We start from the raw sequence: 20,424 nt of genomic DNA, 5'->3' as shown, positions 1-20,424 counted from the left end.
GCATTGTCGTCAAAACTTCTGTTTTTTCTCTTCCACCTTCACCCCTTGTGTTGGCAGGCCGGTGTCATAGTCGCGTACTACCGGCGAATAGCCATCATGTGGGCGTGGACGGAACGCCCCCATCCAGCGCGGTTGCGCATCTTTACGCCACGGACGCAGACTCCATTGGTAACTGCGGAACGGATCGCGAATTTTGTCCATGTAATCCAGCAATGCGCCATGCATTTTGCTGCGAACGTCGGCAAAACGGATATCATCGATCAGGTTATGCATTTCATTTGGGTCGTTACGGCGATCGTAAAGTTCATCACTGGTGAAGAGGTTTAGCACCAGTTTAAAATCATCCGTCACCCAGCAACGCACCGGAATAAAACCGCCAAAGCTGTCATGCTCAATCTCATAACGGTTAAATTCCACCATCACGCCACGCGGCTCTTTCACAGCAAGGATATTTTCCCCTGGCAGAATGTCTGGTTTTTCAATATCTGCCAGCGCCATCATTGTCGGCAGTAAGTCAATATGGCTGACTGGCGTATCGACCTGCCGCCGCTCCCCTTGCGGCGAACGGATGATCAGCGGAATACGGGTGATGTCGTCATACATCGCCGCTCCTTTACTGATCAGCTTATGTGCGCCCATCATTTCGCCGTGATCGGAGGTATAAATGACCCACGTATTTTCACGTTGCTCTGGCGTTAAGGCATTGATGACCCGTCCGATTTGGTCATCAACAAAGTCATTGCAGGCAAAATAGAGCGGATGGTGATAAAGCCCGTCATCACCGACTGGCGATGGCATTGCCTGCGCCCATAAGCGGTGATGTTCCGGTTTGTTCGCCAGGTCATCCTGTGATTTCTCGCCAAGTTCGTAGTAAAAATCAGCGTATTTCTCTAAATACTCCACCGGACAGGTGAACGGGTGATGCGGCTCATCATACGAAACCACCATCAGGAAGGGTTCCTCGGCGCGCGCGGGCTGTTGCAGAAAATCTACCGCCCGATTGCTGATGCGGTGCGCCCAGGTGAAGGTTTCGTCGATCTGGTTCGCCTGTAAATCCTCAACACTGTTTAGGCCATTGCGCCACAGGCTGATCTCTTTTTCCGTCAGTTCGCTAAGGTAGTTCGCCCCATCGAACCAGTAATCAGCGTCCCACTCCGGCGGACACTCGCCAGTGCCGAAATAGTCATGACCGTCGAGATGCCATTTGCCAATGTAACAGGTGTGATAGCCCGCATCCTTAAAGTAGCGTCCCATAGTGGAGATGTTTTTGCCCGGCGCGACGTTATTGGTCCACGGGCCGGACTGGTTAGCGTAGATACCGGTAAACAGCCCGGCGCGCGCTGGTGTACAAACCGGTGAACAGGTATAGGCGGAATTAAAGCGAATACTTTCCGCCGCCAGACTATCAATATTTTGCGTATTCAGCGGCTTACCGCTATAGCAACCGACCATATTGGTGGCCTGGGTATCGGTCATGATGAACAGAAAATTGGGGCGTTTCATAGGCTATCCTTCGCGTCGGGAGTAAAGGTTACGGCTGGGTCGTGACGATGCCGCCAGCTGTCAAAAATCAGGTAGACAATCACTACGGCAGCGATGAAATAACTGATCATCGCTAACCAGCGCGTACCGTAGCCGCCGAATTCAGCCAGCCCGGCATAGACGCCAATCATAGCGAACAGGATACCAATTGACGCGATCTTGACGTTTTTCCACGGTTTCATGTCCACCGCAAACGCATCTTTGAAGGTGAACGGCGTGGCGCGCGGTTTGATAAAACCGATCACCAGCATCACTACCACGTTGATACAGAACGTACAGGCCAGCACATAGAGGAAATGGAAGTCGAACTTCACCAGATAGTTGATGGTGATGTAGCTGATTATGCCAATCCCCATCGCCACTTTTGCCGCCAGCGCCGGAATGCGCGGGAAGAAAAAGCCCATAATGATGATGGTAACCAGCGGCACGTTGTAAATACCGTTGAGCTGTTTCATCCAGCTATACAGCCCCTGCGGCGCGTTGGCGATCCACGGCGCGACCAGCACCGAAACGATGGCGATAAAGAAACCAAATTTGCGCCCAACGGTGACCAGCTGTTGCGGCTCGGCATTCTGGTTAATGATGCGCCGGTAAATACCCATACTGAATAACGTACTGGCGCTATTCAGAAAGCCGTTGAAGGTACTGATCACCGCACCAAATAACACCGCGCCGAAGAAACCCACCAGTGGCACTGGCAGAACGTTATTGACCAGCGTCGGGTAGGCCATGTCGGCTTTAGGTAAATCCTGATACAGATGAAACGCAATCAACCCTGGCAGCACCAGTACCAGCGGGTCGAGCATTTTCAGCACCGCCGTTAACAGCGCCCCCTTTTGCCCTTCCGCCAGGCTTTTTGACGCCAGCGTGCGTTGCACGATGCCCTGATTTGTACACCAGTAAAAGGTGTTCACCAGAATCAAACCGGTAAATGCCGCGCCAATCGGCAAGGGATCGGTCGGGCCGCCGACTGAGTTTAACTTCTCGGCGTGAACGGTGGTGAGTTGCTCAATGCCCTGCATAAAGCTGCCCTTGCCCATCGCGATCAGGCCAAATATCGGCACCATCAACCCGCCAATAACCAGCCCAATACCGTTGATGGAGTCCGCCACTGCCATTGCGCGCAGTCCGCCGATCACCGCATACAAAATTCCCGCTAGGCCAAGCAAAATAACCAGTAGCCAGATCGCTGCGCCGTGGGAAATTTGTAACGATTCCCCGACGTGAAACAGGCTGTTGAGCGCCAACGCGCCGGAGTAGAGAACAATCGGCAGAAAGCAGACACCGGTGGCAATGAGGAAGCAGAAGTCGATGATAATACGCGTCGTTTTATCATAACGTTCCTCCAGGAAATCGGGGATGGTGGCAATGCCACGCTTCAGATAGCGCGGTAAAAAGATTAGCGCGAGGAAGATCAGCGTCACCGCAGAAGTGACTTCCCAGCCCATCACCGACATGCCACTTTTGTAGGCCTGCCCGGAAAGTCCAACCAGTTGTTCCGTGGAAAGGTTGGTTAACATTAACGAAGCGGCAATAACCGGCGCTTTTAGTGAACGTCCGGCAAGAAAATAGCCTTGTTGCGATCCGGTATCTGTTTTGCGGACCTTCCACCAGGTGATGACCGCCACCAGCAGCGTAAAACCGACAAAACTCAAGATTTGTAACGAATTCATCTCATAGCCCTTATTTATGTTTATGTCCCGGACGCATGAATATAGGGAGAGGTAAAATGCGTCGGGTCAGGCAGTCAGATTCTTAAAATACAAACGTCGTATCCCTGAACGGATTGTTTTCTGTTAAGTTCAGGTTGTGAGCATAATTCGCCGGAGGGATATTAAAATGAATGGAAAATTGCAAAGTTCGGATGTAAAAAACGAAACTCCGTACAATATTCCCTTATTGATTAACGAAAATGTGATCTCCAGCGGAATTTCTCTGATCTCGCTCTGGCATACCTACGCCGACGAGCATTATCGGGTGATCTGGCCGCGGGACAAGAAGAAACCGCTTATCGCCAACTCATGGGTTGCGGTGTATACCGTACAAGGATGTGGGAAAATTATTTTAAAGAATGGTGAACAAATAACACTGCATGGCAACTGTATTATATTTTTAAAGCCAATGGATATTCACTCTTATCACTGTGAAGGTTTAGTCTGGGAACAGTACTGGATGGAATTTACCCCCACCAGTATGATGGATATTCCCGTCGGTCAGCAAAGCGTTATTTATAATGGCGAAGTTTATAATCAGGAACTCACCGAAGTTGCTGAATTAATTACTTCACCAGAAGCAATAAAAAATAATCTGGCAGTCGCTTTTCTGACGAAAATTATTTATCAGTGGATTTGTCTTATGTACGCAGACGGTAAAAAAGATCCACAACGGCGGCAAATTGAAAAACTAATTGCCACTTTACATGCCAGTCTGCAACAACGCTGGAGCGTAGCTGATATGGCTGCCACGATCCCCTGTAGCGAAGCCTGGTTGCGTCGTCTGTTTTTACGCTATACCGGCAAGACGCCGAAAGAATATTACCTCGATGCGCGTCTGGATCTGGCGCTATCGCTATTAAAGCAACAAGGGAACTCGGTTGGCGAAGTCGCTGATACGCTCAACTTCTTCGACTCCTTTCATTTCAGCAAAGCCTTTAAACATAAATTTGGTTATGCGCCGTCAGCGGTGCTGAAGAATACGGACCAGCACCCAACGGATGCCAGTCCACACAATTAACGTAACTCTGGCCAGTACGCTTTGTTGGCCTCCAGCAACTCATCCAGAATAGCTTTGGCGACCGCGGCGCTCGGTACCGTTTTCGACAACGTAATCGCCTGCCACAGGTGCTGATATGAACGCTGTTCCCAGGCGTCCACGACCAGTTTTTCCACCGCCACTTGCTGACTCATTAACCCTTTCTGAAACTGCGGGATATCGCCGACCACCAGTGGTTCTGGTCCGTTGTGCCCGACCAGACACGGGATCTCGACCATCGCTTCATCATCAAAGTTATGAATTGCCCCGTTGTTAGGCACAATCAGCAACATCCGCTCCTGAGTGTTAAAGGCGATTGCCGCTGCCAGATCGACGATGTATGACGCATGTTCGTCAATTTCCAGCTTGCCCGCCGCCGAATTTCCTGCCGCCGTAATGGCGCGGCAAGCATCGAAAACCTGTTTCTCGCGATGTTCCATCACCTCATTCGCGCGGGTATGTTCAGGGTTGGAATGCTGAACGACATAATCCGGGAAGAGATAATATTTCAGATAGGTGTTTGGTAATGTATCCGGATCCAGTGCCTGGACATCCCGCGCTTTTGCATAGGTGTCGTTCCAGCTCGCTTCGGTATGCGTATCTTGCTGCGGTGGAACATAACCGTGCTTTGAGACATATTGCCGCAGCTGGGGCATCAGGTCGTTGCCTTGCAAATCTTCAATTGATGTCCACCAGCCAAAGTGGTTCAGGCCGTAGTAGCGCACGCGCATCTGTTTGCGATCTTGCAGCCCAACAATTTGCGCCATCCGGCTTTCAATACCGATTGGCATGTCACAGATGTTGAGGATTTTCGCGTTCGGACGCAGACGACGTGTGGCTTCTGCCACAATTGCTGCCGGGTTGGAGTAGTTGAGCATCCAGGCATTTGGTGAATATTTTTCCATATAATCCACCAGTTCCAGGACGCCACCGATAGACCGCATGCCGTACGCTATTCCGCCGGGTCCGCAAGTTTCCTGACCGACAACGCCGTGGCGCAGCGGTATTTTTTCATCCAGTTCGCGCATCGGATATTTGCCGACACGAATGTGCGCCATGACAAAATCAACGTCGCTGAACGCCACTTCAGGATCGGTGGTGTAGCTAAACTCAATGTCCGGCGCTTTCTCTTTAAGAATAACTTTACAGGCTTCGGCAATCACTTCCTGCCGTGCGCCATCGTTATCATAAAATTTCAGTGCGCGAAGCGGGAAACGATCCTGATTCGCCAATAACATCAACACGATGCCTGGCGTAAAGGTGCTTCCACCGCCTGCGACAACCACTGAGAATTTGGTCATTATACTGCCTCCGTAATGGCAACTTTTTCTGCTAATTGATGAGAATTAATTAAGCTATCGAGCTGTTCACGCAGCTGGGAAACATGCAAACCAATGATCACCTGAATGGCATCACCACTACGGAAGACGCCATGCGCTCCCAGCTTTTTAAAGACTTCGTCATCCAGCGTTTGTGACATGTCATGCAGTGCAATACGTAGACGCGTCGCGCAATTGTTGATGCTGGAGATATTGCCCACCCCGCCCAGGGCTTGCAGGATGCCGGCAGCCTGCTCCAGCTCTTTTTTGGGCTCTGCAGCGGTAGTTTGGCCTCGCGAGGCTTTGTATTCGGCTTTCGAGTAGAGCTTCACCTCCGCATCTTCACGCCCCGGTGTGCACATGTTGAATTGCAGAATCAGGGTGCGGAAGACAACGAAGTACAAGAGGGTAAAGCACAACCCAATGGCGATTTGGGTCAGCATCATATCCGCGTGGTTGCTGAACATCGGGATCCAGTTTTGCGGTAAAACCTGGTCTATCAGACCACCGCCCATGTTGCCCACCACACCAAAGAGATACATCACAGTCGACATTGAAGCTGCCAGCACGGCATGTACCGCAAACAGCAACGGTGAAATGAACAGGAAGGTAAATTCCAGCGGTTCGGTAATTCCCACCAGCACGGCGGTTAAGGTTGCGGGGATCAGCAAGCCCGCCACTTTTACCCGATTTTCCGGTGCAGCAGTGAAGTACATCGCTAAAGAAATGCCCACGGCACCAAAGATTTTTGAGTTACCGTGCAGGGCAAAACCGCCTTCCGGGAACAACGATTTCAGCGGCTCGGCGCTCAAACTGAACTCTTGCAGATGCTGCGCCCAGTACATCTGAATGCCGCCCTCAACAGCTGCCGGACCAAAGATAAACGGTCCGTAGATGAAGTGGTGTAAACCGGTTGGGATCAGAATGCGTTCGAGGAAGGTGTAAACCCAGACCCCAAGCGCACCCGCCGAACGCAGGAACGCTTGCAGAGATTCAATCCCCATTTGTACTTTTGGCCAGCCGAGCAATGTCAGCCACGCGCAGGGGATCATCACCAGGAAGGCGATAATCACCACATAAGATGTCCCCTGAAAAATGCCGAGAAAAACCGGCAGTTTTTTATCGAACAGACGGTTATGCAGCGCCGTCACAATGCCAGAAATGATAATCGCGCCGATAATGCTGGTATCGAGGGTTTTAATTCCGGCCATCATTGTCAGCCCGCTACCTGCCACCGCGTCCTGAGTGAAATCGACGCCGAAGTAGCTTCCCCAGGTCATTCCCATCGCGTTGATGAAATAGTTCCAGGTCAGGAAACTCACCATCACCGCCAGACAAGCACGCCCCTGCGCTTGCTTCGCAAGGCCAATGGGTAAACCGACAGCAAAAATCAGCGGCATATTACGGAATACCGTCCAACCGCCCTCTTCAATGATGTGTACGATTTGCGCGAATAAACTGTTCGGATCGGTCAGTGATTCCCCGACAAACATCGGGTTTTGCAGCAAAATGGCAAGACCCACCACAATCCCGGCGAAGGGAAACAGCAGCACTGGCGTGAACATCGCGCCGCCAAAGCGTTGAATTTGACTGAGCATTTCCACATCCTCTTTTCTCAATTCTGTAAGTAGGAAGCCTGATTGGTTATGCGGCAGGCCTGGAGCGAGGATAGGAAGATGCTATCGGCAGAACATGACGACCCAGTGGGATTCGTGATCGCTTTCATGCTTTTCGTTGAGCGGTAGAGATCTACGTTTTCGCGAAAAAGTAGACATCTGTGAACACGGGTACACAGCATCGAACACATCACTAAAAAAAAGATGCTTTTTCAACGGATTAATCGAAATTTGTGGGCGCTTTACCCGGGCTTGCAGGCAAAAAAGAGATCTAGAGATGATCTACAAAAGCATTGCGGAGCGGTTAAGAATTCGACTTAACTCCGCGGATTTCACGCTAAACAGTCTTCTTCCCGGTGAAAAAAAGCTGGCGGAAGAATTTGCGGTATCACGGATGACCATCCGTAAAGCCATTGACCTGCTGGTGGCGTGGGGGTTGGTGGTCCGCCGCCACGGCAGCGGTACCTATCTGGTGCGCAAAGATGTACTGCATCAAACTGCCAGCCTGACCGGGCTGGTGGAGGTGTTAAAACGCCAGGGGAAAACGGTCACCAGCCAGGTGCTAATATTTGAAATCATGCCTGCGCCTCCGGCCATTGCCAGCCAATTACGGATTCAAATCAACGAGCAGATCTACTTCTCCCGTCGCGTTCGTTTTGTGGAAGGGAAACCGCTGATGCTGGAAGATAGCTATATGCCAGTAAAACTGTTCCGCAACCTTTCGCTGCAACATCTGGAAGGGTCGAAGTTTGAATATATTGAACAAGAGTGCGGGATTCTTATTGGCGGTAATTATGAAAGCCTGACGCCGGTTCTCGCCGATAGACTGCTGGCGCGGCAAATGAAGGTAGCGGAACACACACCACTGCTGCGGATCACCTCGTTGTCCTATAGTGAGAGCGGTGAGTTTTTGAATTATTCAGTGATGTTCAGAAATGCCAGTGAATACCAGGTGGAGTACCATTTACGGCGACTCCACCCGGAAAAGAGTTAACCGATACTCCAGAAGAGCACCGCCAGTAATTGGGGGGTGATAATGCGCAGGAACATCACCAACGGATAGACAGTGGCATAAGAGAGTGCCGCCGCACCGCTGGTTGGATGAAGATTATTAGCAAATGCCAGCGCCGGAGGATCGGTCATGGAGCCAGCCAGCATCCCGCACATGGTCAGGTAATTCATTTTGGCTAACATCCGCGCCAGAATGCCGACCGTAATCAGCGGAACGGCGGTGATGAGAGCACCATAACCAATCCAGCTTAGCCCTTCGCCATTGATCAGTGTATTGACAAAATCCCCACCGGATTTCAGACCTACTACCGAGAGGAACAGTACGATCCCCAGCTCCCGCAGCGCGAGGTTGGCGCTTGGCGGCATAAACCAGTACAGCTTACCGATACTGCCGATACGCCCGAGGATCAACGCCATAATCAGCGGACCGCCCGCCAGTCCCAGTTTCAACGCCGCCGGGAATCCCGGCACAAAGACGGGAATAGAACCTAACAATACGCCAAGCCCGATACCAATAAACACCGGCAGCATCTGAACCTGTTGCAGTTTCTGCTGCGCATTCCCCAGCACATTGGCAACGGCATCAATTGCGGACGGACGCCCCACCAGGTTGAGGATATCGCCGAACTGCAGGCTGATATCACCACTGGCGACCAGTTCGACCCCGGCACGGTTCAGACGCGAGATAACAACGTCATAGCGTTCTTTAAAGTGCAGATCGCGAATACGCTTACCAAGCACGTTTTCATTGGTGACCACCACACGCTCGACGCGTAAATCAGTGCCTTTCGTGGACAGCGAGGTATCGACCTCCTGACCAATCACCAGTTGCGCATTATGTAAATCCGCTGGCTGCCCCACCAGATGCAGCAAATCGCCCAGTTGGATAATGGTATCAGGCGAAGGTACTTTTAGGGTTTCTTCTCGTTTCAGACGCGAACAGATAATTTTGTCCCCGTTGAGAATCGGTACATCTTTAATGGCTAAATCATGCAGGTTAGGGTTCTCAACGCGAATATTGATAGTCCTGATCAGCGCGCCGCCATTGGTGCGTGAAGACTCGTGCTGCTGGGCTTCTGTCTCGACATTGACGCGGAAAATAACCCGCAACATCCACATGGTGAACAAGATCCCGCAAATGCCAAATGGATACGCCATCGCATAGCTCATCCCCATCTGATCGACCATTTCCATTGGTGTACCCAGATCGCGCAAGATCTGCTGCCCCGCCCCCAGTGCTGGCGTATTGGTTACCGCACCGGAGAAAATCCCCAGCACGACCGGCAGTGGAATATCAAACAGTTTATGCAGGATGGCGGTAACCAGACCACCGATGATGACGATCAGAACAGCAAACAGGTTGAGGCGTAATCCGGAGACGCGCAATGAGGCAAAGAAGCCCGGCCCCACCTGAATCCCGATGGTATAAACGAACAGGATCAGGCCAAATTCCTGAATAACATGCAGCATATCGCTACTTAATGTCATCCCCGCCTGAGAAACAAAATGGCCGACGATGATCCCACCAAACAGCACGCCGCCAATACCTAATCCTATGCCGCGAAATTTGACGTTGCCGATAAACAAACCGACGACTGCCACCAAAGCCAGAATACTGACCGTTAATGCTATATCACTCATCGTCCATTTCTCTTGAGATAACATTTTAATTGCTACGGATTATGGCTGAATCGGTGAAGCAGATTTGCCTTATAGCGCACATTATCACGGGAAAGAACGTGCCGAAATATCTTAAACAGGCGAAATTTAACGCTTTGTTGAGTAAGAAAGACAAAAAAAGCCCCACCAGAATGGTGGGGCAAAGAGAATAGCTAGTTAGCTATTTAACGCGGGACGTTCGCTGATAGCGATACGCTGCGCTGCGATGGGTTCAGGCTCATTACGAATTAAATCAATATGCAGTAAACCGTTTACGAAGGTTGCACCAGAGACTTCCATATTTTCAGCCAGCGTAAAGCTCAGGCTAAATGGCTGATTCATAAGCCCTTGATGCAGCCATTTTTTCTCTTCTTTTGGCTGCTCCGGCGTGCCTTTTACGCTCAGGCGCGTACCTTCCAGTTGAATATCTAAATCTTCCTGACGAAAACCTGCCAGCGCAAGGGTAATGCGGTAGTGGTTATCGTCGCTTTTCTCAATGTTGTACGGCGGGAAGCTCTGGCTTTCACCGGCGTTTTGCAGTGCGTTGGCCAGTTTGTCAAAACCGATCCATTGACGCATCAGTGGGGATAAATCGAAGTTACGCATAGTCATTTCTCCTTCTAAGAAGCGAGTAAGTACCTGCAAATCCGAAGATTCGCATATGCTCCCTGACGGCGAGCATGGAGATATCAGGCCGCGCCAGGCGGCCTTAGGGAATTAGTTGATTTCGATACGGCGCGGTTTTTTCGCTTCCGGAATCACACGTTCGAGATCGATATACAGCAAACCATTTACCAGGTTAGCACCACGAACATGAATGTTCTCAGCTAACTGGAATTTGCGTTCAAAGTTGCGTTCAGCGATGCCCTGGTACAGATAGGTGCGCTCTTTTTGTTCGTCGGCATGAGCACCTTTCACCACCAACAGATTATCCTGGGCGGTAATCTCCAGTTCGCTCTCAGCAAAACCAGCCACAGCGATAGCAATGCGGTAATGGTTTTCGTCCACCAGTTCAACGTTATACGGAGGGTAGCCGCCATTACTCTGGCTCTGGTTGTTTTCTAAGTGGTTAAACAAACGGTCAAATCCAATAGCAGAACGGTAAAGCGGGGATAAATCAAAGTTACGCATAATCAATAGCTCCTGAAATCAGCGAGAATGTAAGACCTTCCACAATGGACAGGTCAGGTAGCCAGAACACCCATCAGGCGCGTCCTCATCGGCTACGATGTAAAAATGGGTCTGGAAATGAACTTTTCAAGCCTTATCAGCGGACTTTTTTTTGCAGTTTATGGTCTATTGCATAGACTGAGGGGGCAGCACGAAACGTTAAAGTGCGATAGCCGCCACAGTGCGACGTAATGATGATGTTATTTTCAGCAAGGGATCGCTATAACTCATCAGGCCAACACCCACGATCAACAGATGAATTTATTATGATAAGAAATGTGTTGTTAGCGTTCATGATATGCAGCGGAATGACATTACTCGGAGGATGCTCCAGCGTGATGTCCCATACCGGGGGAAAAGAAGGAACGTATCCCGGCACCCGCGCCAGCGCCACCATGATTGGCGACGATGAAACCAACTGGGGCACTAAGTCGTTGGCGATCCTCGATATGCCGTTTACCGCTGTGATGGATACGCTTTTACTGCCGTGGGATGTATTCCGCAAAGACAGCTCGGTGCGCTCACGCGTTGAAAAAAGCGAAGCCAACGCGCAAGCCACCAATGCGGTTATTCCACCCGCCAGAATGCCTGATAACTGATTTAGCGATCAGTTTCGGTGATCCACAGCTGGCCGCCTTCCATCCACGCCAGCCATCGACCATCCGGCGAGAAGACCACGGCGTCCGCAGAAGGTGGATTGGCGTGGTTTTCGGTTAAATACTCAACCTCGCCGCTTTGCGCATGGGCGCAAGCAATTCGATTATCCAGCACAAAGCCCAACCATTCTCCTGACGGATGCCAGTTAAATGCAGACTGAATATCCGTTTTGTTATGGGTTAACTGGCGCGGCTCGCCGCCCTGTGGCGAGATAAGCCACAGTTGCACAATGCCGTTATCATCACGCATTAAAAACGCGATTTGCGTACCCTGCGGATTACAGCGCACCCAGTGGCGCGGGACGTTGACTAATCCCGGATAAGCCCGATGGTGGGTAAAGGTTAAACGTCGCTGCACGACGCCACGCGGTGGCGCGGGCAGGGTTGTTTCCGTTCCACTTAACGGCGCATCACCTGCTGCTTTCCAGCCAGCTTCATCTTGCGGTAACTCAACGATAAACAGCTCCGGCACTTTCTCGCCCTTTGGCGAAAATGTGTCGCCAATAAACGCCAGCGCGTGGTTTCCTACCCATCCTTCTTCATAAGCACGATTGATTTCATCACTGCCAGGCTGCGGCGTGGGCGTGGTGTTACTCACCAACACGCACCAGTGGCTGCCGCTGTATTCACGCGGATGCTGCTTTTGTACGTTGACCGGGCCAAACGGTGCAGCAACACCGACATTTCGCAAATCCAGCGCCGGATCGCGTTCATGCATTACATGGTCGTTATAGGTAAAGCTCACCATTTCACCGTTCGGGCTAAAGACATGTACATGGCTGCCGCCACGCAGCGCTCCTGGCGTATACGGCGCGGTAATATCCATTGCATCGAGATTGCTCACCTTGCCGCTTTCAGCAATCACGCCGCGTCGATGATGGAAGTCGTAATGCCATGTTTCATCAGGATTTTCAGGGCCGTGAATAAAGACATATTTCTCTGACTTCGGATGAACGGTCACCACGCCGACGTGTGCGCCCTGTGACGCACGGTAGATAACCTCGACCTCACCGGTATGAATATTCACGCGCTCAATGGTCTCACCGGTAAACGACGCCCCAGAAGGACGCACGTCAAATACCAGCCACTGGCTGTCGGGCGTCCAGGTGTTGGTATTGGTGAGCAGGTGATTACGGGGAGCAAAGGTTATCTGTTTCATGGCGCGGTCCTGATACAAAACGGTTCCCGCCATCATACTTCACAAGGACTTCACTTTCAGACAATAGTCTTTTGCCATCGTGATGAATGTGAGTGAAAAGATGGAACATTTCGACGTGGCGATTATTGGCCTCGGCCCGGCAGGTTCAGCGTTGGCGCGAAAGTTAGCCAGCAAAATGCAGGTGATCGCGCTGGATAAAAAGCACCAGCATGGTACTGAAGGTTTCAGCAAGCCTTGTGGCGGTCTGCTGGCACCGGACGCTCAGCGATCTTTTATTCGCGATGGACTGACGCTTCCTGTCGATGTGATCGCCAATCCGCAGATTTTCAGCGTCAAAACCGTCGACGTAGCCGCATCGCTCACGCGTAACTACCAGCGAAGCTATATCAATATTAATCGCCATGCTTTCGACTTATGGATGAAATCGCTGATCCCCGCCAGCGTTGAGGTTTACCACGATAGCCTGTGCCGGAAAATCTGGCGCGAGGATGATAAATGGCATGTCATTTTTCGTGCAGACGGTTGGGAGCAGCATATTACCGCCCGCTATCTGGTCGGTGCCGATGGTGCCAACTCGATGGTGCGGCGACATCTCTACCCGAACCATCAAATTCGTAAATATGTCGCTATCCAGCAGTGGTTCGCAGAGAAACATCCGGTGCCGTTCTACTCCTGCATCTTTGATAATGCGATAACTGACTGTTACTCATGGAGTATCAGCAAAGACGGTTATTTTATCTTTGGCGGTGCCTATCCAATGAAAGACGGTCAGACGCGTTTCACGACGCTGAAAGAGAAAATGAGCGCCTTTCAGTTCCAGTTTGGCAAAGCGGTGAAAAGTGAGAAATGTACCGTGTTGTTTCCCTCACGCTGGCAGGATTTTGTCTGCGGTAAGGACAATGCCTTTCTGATTGGTGAAGCGGCGGGATTTATCAGCGCCAGCTCACTGGAGGGGATTAGCTATGCGCTGGATAGCGCAGAGATTCTGCGTTCGGTGTTACTCAAGCAACCGGAGAAGAGCAACGCCGCCTACTGGCGCGCCACCCGCAAACTGCGTTTAAAACTCTTCGGCAAAATAGTAAAAAGCCGATGCCTGACCGCACCGGCTTTAAGAAAATGGATTATGCGCAGTGGTGTGGCGCATATTCCACAGTTTAAAGATTATCCAACGCGCTTCACATCGCCCACCAGCAGGATGTAAGAGAGCGCGCCAATCAACGCGACGGCGGAGATATAAACCAGTGCAGGCGCGAAACCGTAACCCTGCGCCAGGTACCCCACCACCAGCGGAACGGTGATGCCGCCCAGACCACCGGCGAAGTTAAACACGCCGCCGGTTAAACCAATCAGCCGCATCGGTGCCAGAGAAGAGACTAACGACCAGGTAATCGAAGCAAAACCGTTGCCGAAGAATGCCAGCGCCATCAGGCACATAATCATCATCGGATCGTTGGTGTAGTTAGCGCCCATAATGCAGGTGGAGATCAGCAAACCGCAGATAATCGGCGTTTTACGCGCAAAGCCCAGTGAAAAGCCCTTACGTACCAGCAGATCCGCGACCCAGCCTGAGAGCAGGACGCCAACAAACGCCGCAAGGAATGGCACCGTGGTCATAAAGCCCGCTTTCAGCGCTGTGATTCCTTTTTCCTGGGTTAAATAGTTCGGGAACCAGGTTAAGAAGAACCACAGTGTAGAAGCCACCGCAAATTGCCCAAGATAGACGCCGATCAGTTTACGATGGAACACCAGTTTCCAGTCTTTGGCTGTTAGCGGCTGACGCGACTCTTTTTTCACTGGCGCATCGCCATCCACCAGACCGCCGCCGTCACGAATGTAATCCAGTTCAGCTTTGCTAATGCCTTTGGTCAGGCGCGGCGGCTGATAAACCTTAAACCAAATCAGCGACCAGATAATGCCGATACCGCCGGTGACAATGAACACCCAGTGCCAGCTCAACATTTCCTGAATCCAGATCAGCAGCGGAGTCAGAAACGCCAGACCGACAAACTGACCAGACGTATAAAAACCCACGGCGGAAGCGCGTTCATGTTCCGGGAACCAGCTGGTCACCATCCGGTTATTGGTCGGGAACGCGGGCGCTTCGAAAATACCGGTTATCGCGCGCAGACCAATTAATGACATTAAGCCCGTGGCAAAGCCCTGGAATAACGTCGCCACTGACCAGCCAAATATCGCAATAAAATAAGTCACGCGAGAACCTACGCGATCTAAAAACCAACCGCCGGGGATCTGGCATAAGGTATATAGCCAGGCGAAGGCCGAAAATACATAGCCCATTTCCGCTTTGGTAATGCCGAACTCTTCCTGAATATGGGCGGAAGCCACGGCCAGGTTAGCGCGGTCAACATAACAAATGACCACCGTAATAAAGATCATCACCAGCGTCAGATAACGCCGACGCCCCGGTTTTGCTGCATTAACGGGAATATCCATAGCGAGCTTTCTCCAGATTTTGGGCATAGCGAAGCCGCTCACCATGCCCTGTAATGTACAGAGGGTTATATTTTTGTATTGCTGTTTTAGTGCCCGATGAGGGGCTTACGTGGCAGGAATTACCACTCTGCTACGCTGTTATCTTCATGACGCCAGAGCGGATTACGCCAGTCCGGGGCATTTTTACTGAACTCAATGACTTTGGCTTCGTCGATTTCCACGCCTAAGCCCGGTTTCGTTAATGGTTTAAAGAAGCCGCCGACCATGCTGAAGTCTTCTTTATTTTTCACAAAGTCGAGTAACTCCGCGCCTTTGTTGTAATGAATGCCCATACTTTGTTCCTGAAGTACCGCGTTATAGGAAACAAAGTCGATATGCAGGCAAGCCGCCAGTGCAATCGGGCCGAGCGGACAGTGCGGCGCAAGGGTCACGTCATAGGCTTCCGCCATTCCGGCAATTTTGTAGCATTCGGTAATACCGCCTGCGTGGGAGAGATCCGGTTGCAGAATCGAAATACCGCCAGCTTCCAGCACGCGTTTAAAATCGAAGCGTGAGAACATGCGCTCACCCGCCGCCAATGGAATATGCGTTTGTGCCGCCAGTTTCGGGTAGTATTCGGCTTGTTCCGCCAGCACCGGTTCTTCAATAAACAGAGGGCGATACGGTTCCAGTTCTTTAATCAGCACTTTCGCCATCGGCGCGCTGACGCGACCGTGGAAATCAAGACCAAACTCAATCTGATTGCCAAAAGCTTCACGAATTTGTGCCACGGTGTTGACCGCCGCATCTACCGCGCGGGAGTTATCAATCAATCCCAGTTCTTCACAACCGTTCAGTTTGAAGGTATCGAAGCCGATTTCGCGTAGCGTTTTAATGCCGTCGATAACATCCGCCGGACGATCGCCGCCGACCCAACTGTAGGCTTTAATTTTGTCGCGAACCAGGCCACCCATCAGTTGCCAGACCGGCGCATTCAGCACTTTACCTTTGATATCCCATAACGCCTGGTCGATCCCGGCGATGGCGCTCATCAGAATCGGACCGCCACGATAAAATCCGGCGCGATACATCACTTGCCATAAGTCATTGATGCGCGATGGATCCTGACCAATCAAATAGTCACCCAGCTCGTGAACTGCCGCTTCCACCGTGCGAGCGCGGCCTTCGATCACGGGCTCGCCCCAACCGACCACGCCTTCATCAGTTTCAATTTTCAGGAACATCCAGCGGGGAGGTAAACGATACGTAGTAATGTTGGTGATTTTCATTGCACTGCCTCTCGATACGCCTTAACAAATGCTGCAGCCTGCTGCGCGGTGCGTTCTACTGATTGCCCGGCGCGATAGAGATCGCTGCCTAAGCCCGCCCCTGCACAACCTGCGTCTATCCACTGCGCCAGGTTTTCTGGCGTCACACCGCCTACGGCAAAGACCGGGATGTCCTGCGGTAATACCGCTTTTAACGCTTTGATGTATTGCGGCCCAAAAGCCGATGACGGGAATATTTTCAGCGCCTGCGCGCCCGCGTCGATCGCGGTAAAGGCTTCTGTCGCCGTCGCGCAGCCGGGGCAAACGGTCATGCCATAGCCCACCGCGCGGCGGATCACTTCACTATGGGTATTGGGCGTAACGATGAGCTGACAGCCCATCCTGGCGAGCGCATCGACCTGTTCAGGTTTCAGTACCGTACCTGCGCCAATCAACGCTTTGTCGCCATACGCATCAACGATGGCGGGAATGCTTTGTTCCCATAGTGGAGAGTTCAGCGGGATTTCTACCGCATCGAACCCAGCGTCAATCACCGCGCCAACATGCGCCAGCGCCTCGTCGGGCGTAATGCCGCGCAAAATGGCGATCAGCGGGAGTTTAGTTTGCCACTGCATGAGCGATGCTCCTTATACCAGCCTGAAATGCCGTGTCGCCCGCCACCGCCGTCACGTCGCAACCCATCGCCTGAAAGGCTTGCTGGTAGCGTGCAGTCAGCGATGTTCCGGCGACAAGGGTGATGACGTGTTGATGGGCCACGTAGTCGCGCATACTGGCGACCTCTGCGCCAATCAACAATCCAGAGAGAAATTCGCTGACCTGTTCACGGGGAAGTGTTCCCAGCACATGCGAAGCACGAACTTCAAAAAGCTGCGGCAATATTGCGGGCGCATTAAGGCCGCGCTCAAGGCCAGCCGCGAAGGCATCGGCAGAGTTTTCCTGCTGCGGTAAACCTGCGCCAATCAATGAGTGATTTAACAGTAAATGATGTAACTCACCGGTCATTACGGTGCGAAAATCGTTGATTTGCTGGCTATCGGCCTGCACCCATTTGCAATGCGTACCGGGCATGACATAAAGAGAGGAAGGAGCCAAAGCACGCGCTCCGATCAATTGTGTTTCTTCGCCGCGCATCACATTGTGGTTATCATCATGAGAAACGCATAATCCGGGAATAATCCAGATATTGTCGCCAACAGACGTTAATTGTTCGCCAATAGATGAAAAACGGGCAGGAACAGATAAATACGGTGCAACTTTCCAGCCGACATTGCTGCCGACCATTCCTGCCATCACCACTGGCGTATTCTCTTCACGCCAGTCGGTCGTCACTTCCGCTAGCACCGCAGCCGGAGATTTTCCGTTCAGACGCGTGACGCCTGCTTCTGATTGCCTGCTGTCCAGGCAGTGGTCGCCCTGATAAAGCCAGGCGCGCAGATTGGTCGATCCCCAGTCAATTGCGATGTAGCGAGCTGTCATGTGATTTCCTTTAACCTTCGTGTCGAGCTGGCGATCATGGTAAGCGCCGCCTGCTCTGCCGCATCGCCGTCCTGATGCCGTATCGCATCAAACAGCGCCTTATGTTCCTGGAGCGTTTGCGGCATGTTGGCCTCATCGCCCATCCAGGTTCGTTCAAAAACCGCCCGCTGTAATGAACTAATCGCAATGCTAAGTTGCTGTAACACCGGGTTATGCACTGATTGCAGTACCGCCTCGTGATAGCGAATATCCGCTTCGTTAAACGCTTCGCGGTCCTGATTGTTGGCGATCATCTCGTTCAGCGCTGATTCAATCTGCGCCAGATCGCTGGAAGTCGCGCGCTCTGCCGCCCAACGGGCAATCGCCGGTTCCACCAGATTTCGCACTTCGCTCATTGCACTGATAAGCCGTGGGTCGTAGTCGTTTTCCAGCACCCATTGCAGCACGTCAGTATCGAGGTAATTCCACTGATTACGCGGTGCCACAAACGCCCCGCGATAACGTTTCATTTCAATCAGCCGCTTCGCCATCAGCGAACGAAACACCTCACGGATGATGTTGCGCGAGGTTGCAAACTCCTCACAAAGTTCCGCCTCGGCCGGAAGCGGCGAGCCTGGCACGTATTTGCCGTGAACGATCTGTTTGCCCAGCGTAATGACGATGCGATCGGTTTTATTGAGAGTCATGGAGAGTCCTTGTGCTCTGTATGTACTTCTCTACTTTACCCCGATCGATGCATAACGCGGCAATTTTGTAGTACCAGCGTGATGACGTTCGCGTTTGCTGTATGCGTAATGTAGTACAAAGTTATATTGTTGTACTACAATTTAGATCACAAAAAGAACAATGCATAAAAAAATGACATGCGTCGGGCAGAAATCTGAAAAGGGATATCAGGCGCAAAACAGGAGGGAAAGAAGAGTATGCTTTCAACGGCTTAGCTACTCGTTTAAAGGATTAGTCATGAAGTTGAATTTTAAGGGATTTTTTAAGGCTGCCGGTTTGTGTTCTTTGGCATTTGCGTTGACCGGTTGTCTCACTTGGGGGTTGGTTTCCAATACCGCAAGTCCTCCACATGCCGAGCAATGGCGGTCAGACTCGATTAAGGGGTTATCGCTGGCAGAGGATAGTAACGGTACGAAAGGCTATGTTTTTGTTGGTGAATCGTTGGACTATCTGTTGACCACGGGCGGCGGCGAGGTGGTTAAAATGCTGAACGATCCGGCAATTCATGGCGAAAGAATCACCGTTTCCGATAACGCGAAATTTATTCTAAGCAGCAGTGATACTAATTTTTCTGGTTCAATAACGCTCTATTACGACTGGGATAATGAGGAAGATAAAGCACTGGCGACACAATATGGTTTTATTTGTAATACCCAGCGTTGTACCTGGGCACTTGACGGCCTGAAAGGCTCTATCCACCAGAAAAATAAAAAAGCGGATTACTCAAACGTGATGGTTTTCCATCAACCCTTTACGGTGGGATTTTATAAGTACAAAGCAACTGATGGCGTTCCGCGCGGCCTCGCTAATGCGCTGCTACCAGTCACTCTTACGCTGGATATAGTAACGTCACCACTCCAGTTCCTGATTTTATGCACGACCAGAAATTGTTAATCGCTGCGGGCAAACGCATTTATGCAGTTTGCCCGCCCACTGATTAATTCAGCACATACTTCTCAATAGCAAACGCCACGCCATCTTCCAGGTTGGATTTGGTGACAAAGTTCGCCACTTCTTTCACCGAAGGAATAGCGTTATCCATTGCCACACCAACACCTGCATACTCAATCATTGCGATGTCGTTTTCCTGATCGCCAATCGCCATGACTTCTTCCGGCTTAATGCCTAACACGTCGGCCAGTGATTTCACACCCGTACCTTTGTTAACGCGTTTATCGAGGATTTCGAGGAAGTACGGCGCACTTTTCAGCACAGTGTATTTTTCTTTCACTTCCTGCGGAATACGCGCAATGGCCTGGTCGAGGATGGCGGGTTCATCAATCATCATCACTTTCAGGAACTGAGTATTGGGGTCCATTTTCTCCGCTTCGCAGAACACCAGCGGAATAGTGGCAACGAAAGATTCATGCACCGTGTAGTAGCTGATATCACGGTTGGCGGTGTACAGCGTGGTGCGGTCCAGGGCGTGGAAATGAGAACCGACTTCGCGAGAGAGTTTTTCCAGGAAACGGTAGTCTTCATAGCTCAGAGCGGTTTGCGCCACGGTGCTACCATCGGCGGCCTTCTGTACCAACGCGCCGTTATAAGTAATGCAGTAGTCGCCCGGCTGTTCCATATGCAGCTCTTTCAGGTAGTTGTGAACACCTGCATAAGGGC

General features: G+C 51.4%; 19 protein-coding genes and 1 other annotated feature. Of the genes, 5 read left to right on the top strand and 14 right to left on the bottom strand.

From position 1 onward, the window contains the following. Positions 1-9: 9 nt before the first annotated feature. Both ATB02_RS22065 and ATB02_RS22060 read right to left on the bottom strand, forming a co-directional pair. A complete protein-coding gene (locus ATB02_RS22065; RefSeq protein ID WP_105272241.1) occupies positions 10-1,503 on the bottom strand; it encodes a sulfatase-like hydrolase/transferase in 1,494 nt (497 codons plus the stop codon). Next, entirely contained in the window at positions 1,500-3,215 is a 1,716-nt protein-coding gene (locus tag ATB02_RS22060) for a solute:sodium symporter family transporter (protein ID WP_001604219.1), read from the bottom strand. Before ATB02_RS22060 ends, ATB02_RS22065 begins: the two co-directional genes overlap by 4 nt. Before the next feature lie 166 nt (positions 3,216-3,381). Here ATB02_RS22060 and ATB02_RS22055 point away from each other — a divergent pair, with 166 nt between their 5' ends. Beyond that, positions 3,382-4,275 (top strand): helix-turn-helix transcriptional regulator, encoded by an 894-nt coding sequence (locus ATB02_RS22055; RefSeq protein ID WP_001353557.1) that lies wholly within the window; start codon positions 3,382-3,384, stop codon positions 4,273-4,275. On the opposite strand, the gene ATB02_RS22050 is transcribed toward ATB02_RS22055, so the two are convergent. Both ATB02_RS22050 and ATB02_RS22045 read right to left on the bottom strand, forming a co-directional pair. Further along, positions 4,272-5,594, bottom strand: coding sequence for a 6-phospho-alpha-glucosidase (locus ATB02_RS22050; RefSeq protein WP_039020315.1), 1,323 nt, complete (start codon positions 5,592-5,594; stop codon positions 4,272-4,274). The genes ATB02_RS22055 and ATB02_RS22050 overlap by 4 nt on opposite strands. Then, positions 5,594-7,210: a PTS sugar transporter subunit IIB gene (locus tag ATB02_RS22045; RefSeq protein WP_105272240.1), complete on the bottom strand. Its 1,617-nt coding sequence runs from the start codon at positions 7,208-7,210 to the stop codon at positions 5,594-5,596. The genes ATB02_RS22050 and ATB02_RS22045 overlap by 1 nt, the downstream gene beginning before the upstream one ends. Before the next feature lie 295 nt (positions 7,211-7,505). On the opposite strand from ATB02_RS22045, the gene ATB02_RS22040 reads away from it, so the two are divergent. After that, positions 7,506-8,222 (top strand): GntR family transcriptional regulator, encoded by a 717-nt coding sequence (locus ATB02_RS22040; RefSeq protein ID WP_001300779.1) that lies wholly within the window; start codon positions 7,506-7,508, stop codon positions 8,220-8,222. Here the strand turns inward: ATB02_RS22040 and ATB02_RS22035 are convergent. From ATB02_RS22035 to ibpA, 3 genes are all read right to left on the bottom strand, one after another. Continuing rightward, entirely contained in the window at positions 8,219-9,880 is a 1,662-nt protein-coding gene (locus ATB02_RS22035) for a putative transporter (protein ID WP_088541972.1), read from the bottom strand. The genes ATB02_RS22040 and ATB02_RS22035 overlap by 4 nt on opposite strands. 195 nt (positions 9,881-10,075) lie before the next feature. Then, complete coding sequence (gene ibpB, locus ATB02_RS22030) at positions 10,076-10,504, bottom strand: small heat shock chaperone IbpB (protein ID WP_001243426.1); 429 nt, start codon at positions 10,502-10,504, stop codon at positions 10,076-10,078. Positions 10,505-10,615: 111 nt separating this feature from the next. Continuing rightward, positions 10,616-11,029, bottom strand: a complete 414-nt coding sequence (ibpA, locus tag ATB02_RS22025; protein WP_001243437.1) for a small heat shock chaperone IbpA — start codon at positions 11,027-11,029, stop codon at positions 10,616-10,618. Continuing rightward, positions 11,023-11,095 (bottom strand) — a sequence feature (ROSE (Repression Of Heat Shock gene Expression) occurs in the 5'-region of heat shock genes and acts as an RNA thermometer to modulate expression.). It overlaps the preceding gene by 7 nt. Before the next feature lie 239 nt (positions 11,096-11,334). On the opposite strand from ibpA, the gene ATB02_RS22020 reads away from it, so the two are divergent. Next, entirely contained in the window at positions 11,335-11,667 is a 333-nt protein-coding gene (locus tag ATB02_RS22020) for a YceK/YidQ family lipoprotein (RefSeq protein WP_000620888.1), read from the top strand. A gap of 1 nt (position 11,668) precedes the next feature. Here the strand turns inward: ATB02_RS22020 and ATB02_RS22015 are convergent, their stop codons facing one another. Next, positions 11,669-12,883: a DUF3748 domain-containing protein gene (locus ATB02_RS22015; RefSeq protein WP_198600591.1), complete on the bottom strand. Its 1,215-nt coding sequence runs from the start codon at positions 12,881-12,883 to the stop codon at positions 11,669-11,671. 100 nt (positions 12,884-12,983) lie between these two features. Between ATB02_RS22015 and cbrA the strand changes: the two genes are divergently transcribed. Continuing rightward, positions 12,984-14,084, top strand: a complete 1,101-nt coding sequence (gene cbrA, locus ATB02_RS22010; RefSeq protein ID WP_105272246.1) for a colicin M resistance lipid reductase CbrA — start codon at positions 12,984-12,986, stop codon at positions 14,082-14,084. On the opposite strand, the gene ATB02_RS22005 is transcribed toward cbrA, so the two are convergent. From ATB02_RS22005 to dgoR, 5 genes are all read right to left on the bottom strand, one after another. Then, positions 14,045-15,382 carry an MFS transporter gene (locus ATB02_RS22005; protein WP_000253459.1) on the bottom strand — a complete coding sequence of 446 codons (1,338 nt, stop codon included), beginning with the start codon at positions 15,380-15,382 and terminating at the stop codon, positions 14,045-14,047. The two genes, cbrA and ATB02_RS22005, sit on opposite strands and share 40 nt — an antisense overlap. Positions 15,383-15,456: 74 nt before the next feature. After that, positions 15,457-16,605, bottom strand: coding sequence for a galactonate dehydratase (dgoD, locus tag ATB02_RS22000; protein WP_000705257.1), 1,149 nt, complete (start codon positions 16,603-16,605; stop codon positions 15,457-15,459). Continuing rightward, a complete protein-coding gene (gene dgoA / locus ATB02_RS21995) occupies positions 16,602-17,219 on the bottom strand; it encodes a 2-dehydro-3-deoxy-6-phosphogalactonate aldolase (protein ID WP_105272238.1) in 618 nt (205 codons plus the stop codon). Before dgoA ends, dgoD begins: the two co-directional genes overlap by 4 nt. Next, positions 17,203-18,081: a 2-dehydro-3-deoxygalactonokinase gene (dgoK, locus tag ATB02_RS21990; RefSeq protein ID WP_000127068.1), complete on the bottom strand. Its 879-nt coding sequence runs from the start codon at positions 18,079-18,081 to the stop codon at positions 17,203-17,205. The genes dgoA and dgoK overlap by 17 nt, the downstream gene beginning before the upstream one ends. Next, the gene (gene dgoR, locus ATB02_RS21985; RefSeq protein ID WP_000174305.1) at positions 18,078-18,767 is read right to left on the bottom strand and encodes a D-galactonate utilization transcriptional regulator DgoR; all 690 of its coding nucleotides are present in this window, start codon (positions 18,765-18,767) and stop codon (positions 18,078-18,080) included. The genes dgoK and dgoR overlap by 4 nt, the downstream gene beginning before the upstream one ends. A gap of 277 nt (positions 18,768-19,044) precedes the next feature. Here dgoR and ATB02_RS21980 point away from each other — a divergent pair, with 277 nt between their 5' ends. Beyond that, positions 19,045-19,701 carry a YidX family protein gene (locus tag ATB02_RS21980; protein ID WP_105272245.1) on the top strand — a complete coding sequence of 219 codons (657 nt, stop codon included), beginning with the start codon at positions 19,045-19,047 and terminating at the stop codon, positions 19,699-19,701. Positions 19,702-19,744: 43 nt separating this feature from the next. On the opposite strand, the gene yidA is transcribed toward ATB02_RS21980, so the two are convergent. Further along, positions 19,745-20,424 (bottom strand): sugar-phosphatase (yidA, locus tag ATB02_RS21975; RefSeq protein WP_105272237.1); only part of this gene is annotated, 680 nt, incomplete at its 5' end.

The organism is Escherichia sp. MOD1-EC5189 (genome assembly GCF_002966045.1).
In the GTDB taxonomy this organism is placed as follows: domain Bacteria; phylum Pseudomonadota; class Gammaproteobacteria; order Enterobacterales; family Enterobacteriaceae; genus Escherichia; species Escherichia coli_F.
Note: the sequence above shows the minus strand (reverse complement) of the source record. Positions and strands in the feature narration are given on the sequence as shown.

What these genes read in the sequence shown, in the direction of transcription:
- ATB02_RS22065 (WP_105272241.1), bottom strand. Translation starts at nt 1,503, where the DNA reads ATGAAACGCCCCAATTTTCTGTTCATCATGACCGATACCCAGGCCACC.
- ATB02_RS22060 (WP_001604219.1), bottom strand. Translation starts at nt 3,215, where the DNA reads ATGAATTCGTTACAAATCTTGAGTTTTGTCGGTTTTACGCTGCTGGTG.
- ATB02_RS22055 (WP_001353557.1), top strand. Translation starts at nt 3,382, where the DNA reads ATGAATGGAAAATTGCAAAGTTCGGATGTAAAAAACGAAACTCCGTAC.
- ATB02_RS22050 (WP_039020315.1), bottom strand. Translation starts at nt 5,594, where the DNA reads ATGACCAAATTCTCAGTGGTTGTCGCAGGCGGTGGAAGCACCTTTACG.
- ATB02_RS22045 (WP_105272240.1), bottom strand. Translation starts at nt 7,210, where the DNA reads ATGCTCAGTCAAATTCAACGCTTTGGCGGCGCGATGTTCACGCCAGTG.
- ATB02_RS22040 (WP_001300779.1), top strand. Translation starts at nt 7,506, where the DNA reads ATGATCTACAAAAGCATTGCGGAGCGGTTAAGAATTCGACTTAACTCC.
- ATB02_RS22035 (WP_088541972.1), bottom strand. Translation starts at nt 9,880, where the DNA reads ATGAGTGATATAGCATTAACGGTCAGTATTCTGGCTTTGGTGGCAGTC.
- ibpB (WP_001243426.1), bottom strand. Translation starts at nt 10,504, where the DNA reads ATGCGTAACTTCGATTTATCCCCACTGATGCGTCAATGGATCGGTTTT.
- ibpA (WP_001243437.1), bottom strand. Translation starts at nt 11,029, where the DNA reads ATGCGTAACTTTGATTTATCCCCGCTTTACCGTTCTGCTATTGGATTT.
- ATB02_RS22020 (WP_000620888.1), top strand. Translation starts at nt 11,335, where the DNA reads ATGATAAGAAATGTGTTGTTAGCGTTCATGATATGCAGCGGAATGACA.
- ATB02_RS22015 (WP_198600591.1), bottom strand. Translation starts at nt 12,883, where the DNA reads ATGAAACAGATAACCTTTGCTCCCCGTAATCACCTGCTCACCAATACC.
- cbrA (WP_105272246.1), top strand. Translation starts at nt 12,984, where the DNA reads ATGGAACATTTCGACGTGGCGATTATTGGCCTCGGCCCGGCAGGTTCA.
- ATB02_RS22005 (WP_000253459.1), bottom strand. Translation starts at nt 15,382, where the DNA reads ATGGTGAGCGGCTTCGCTATGCCCAAAATCTGGAGAAAGCTCGCTATG.
- dgoD (WP_000705257.1), bottom strand. Translation starts at nt 16,605, where the DNA reads ATGAAAATCACCAACATTACTACGTATCGTTTACCTCCCCGCTGGATG.
- dgoA (WP_105272238.1), bottom strand. Translation starts at nt 17,219, where the DNA reads ATGCAGTGGCAAACTAAACTCCCGCTGATCGCCATTTTGCGCGGCATT.
- dgoK (WP_000127068.1), bottom strand. Translation starts at nt 18,081, where the DNA reads ATGACAGCTCGCTACATCGCAATTGACTGGGGATCGACCAATCTGCGC.
- dgoR (WP_000174305.1), bottom strand. Translation starts at nt 18,767, where the DNA reads ATGACTCTCAATAAAACCGATCGCATCGTCATTACGCTGGGCAAACAG.
- ATB02_RS21980 (WP_105272245.1), top strand. Translation starts at nt 19,045, where the DNA reads ATGAAGTTGAATTTTAAGGGATTTTTTAAGGCTGCCGGTTTGTGTTCT.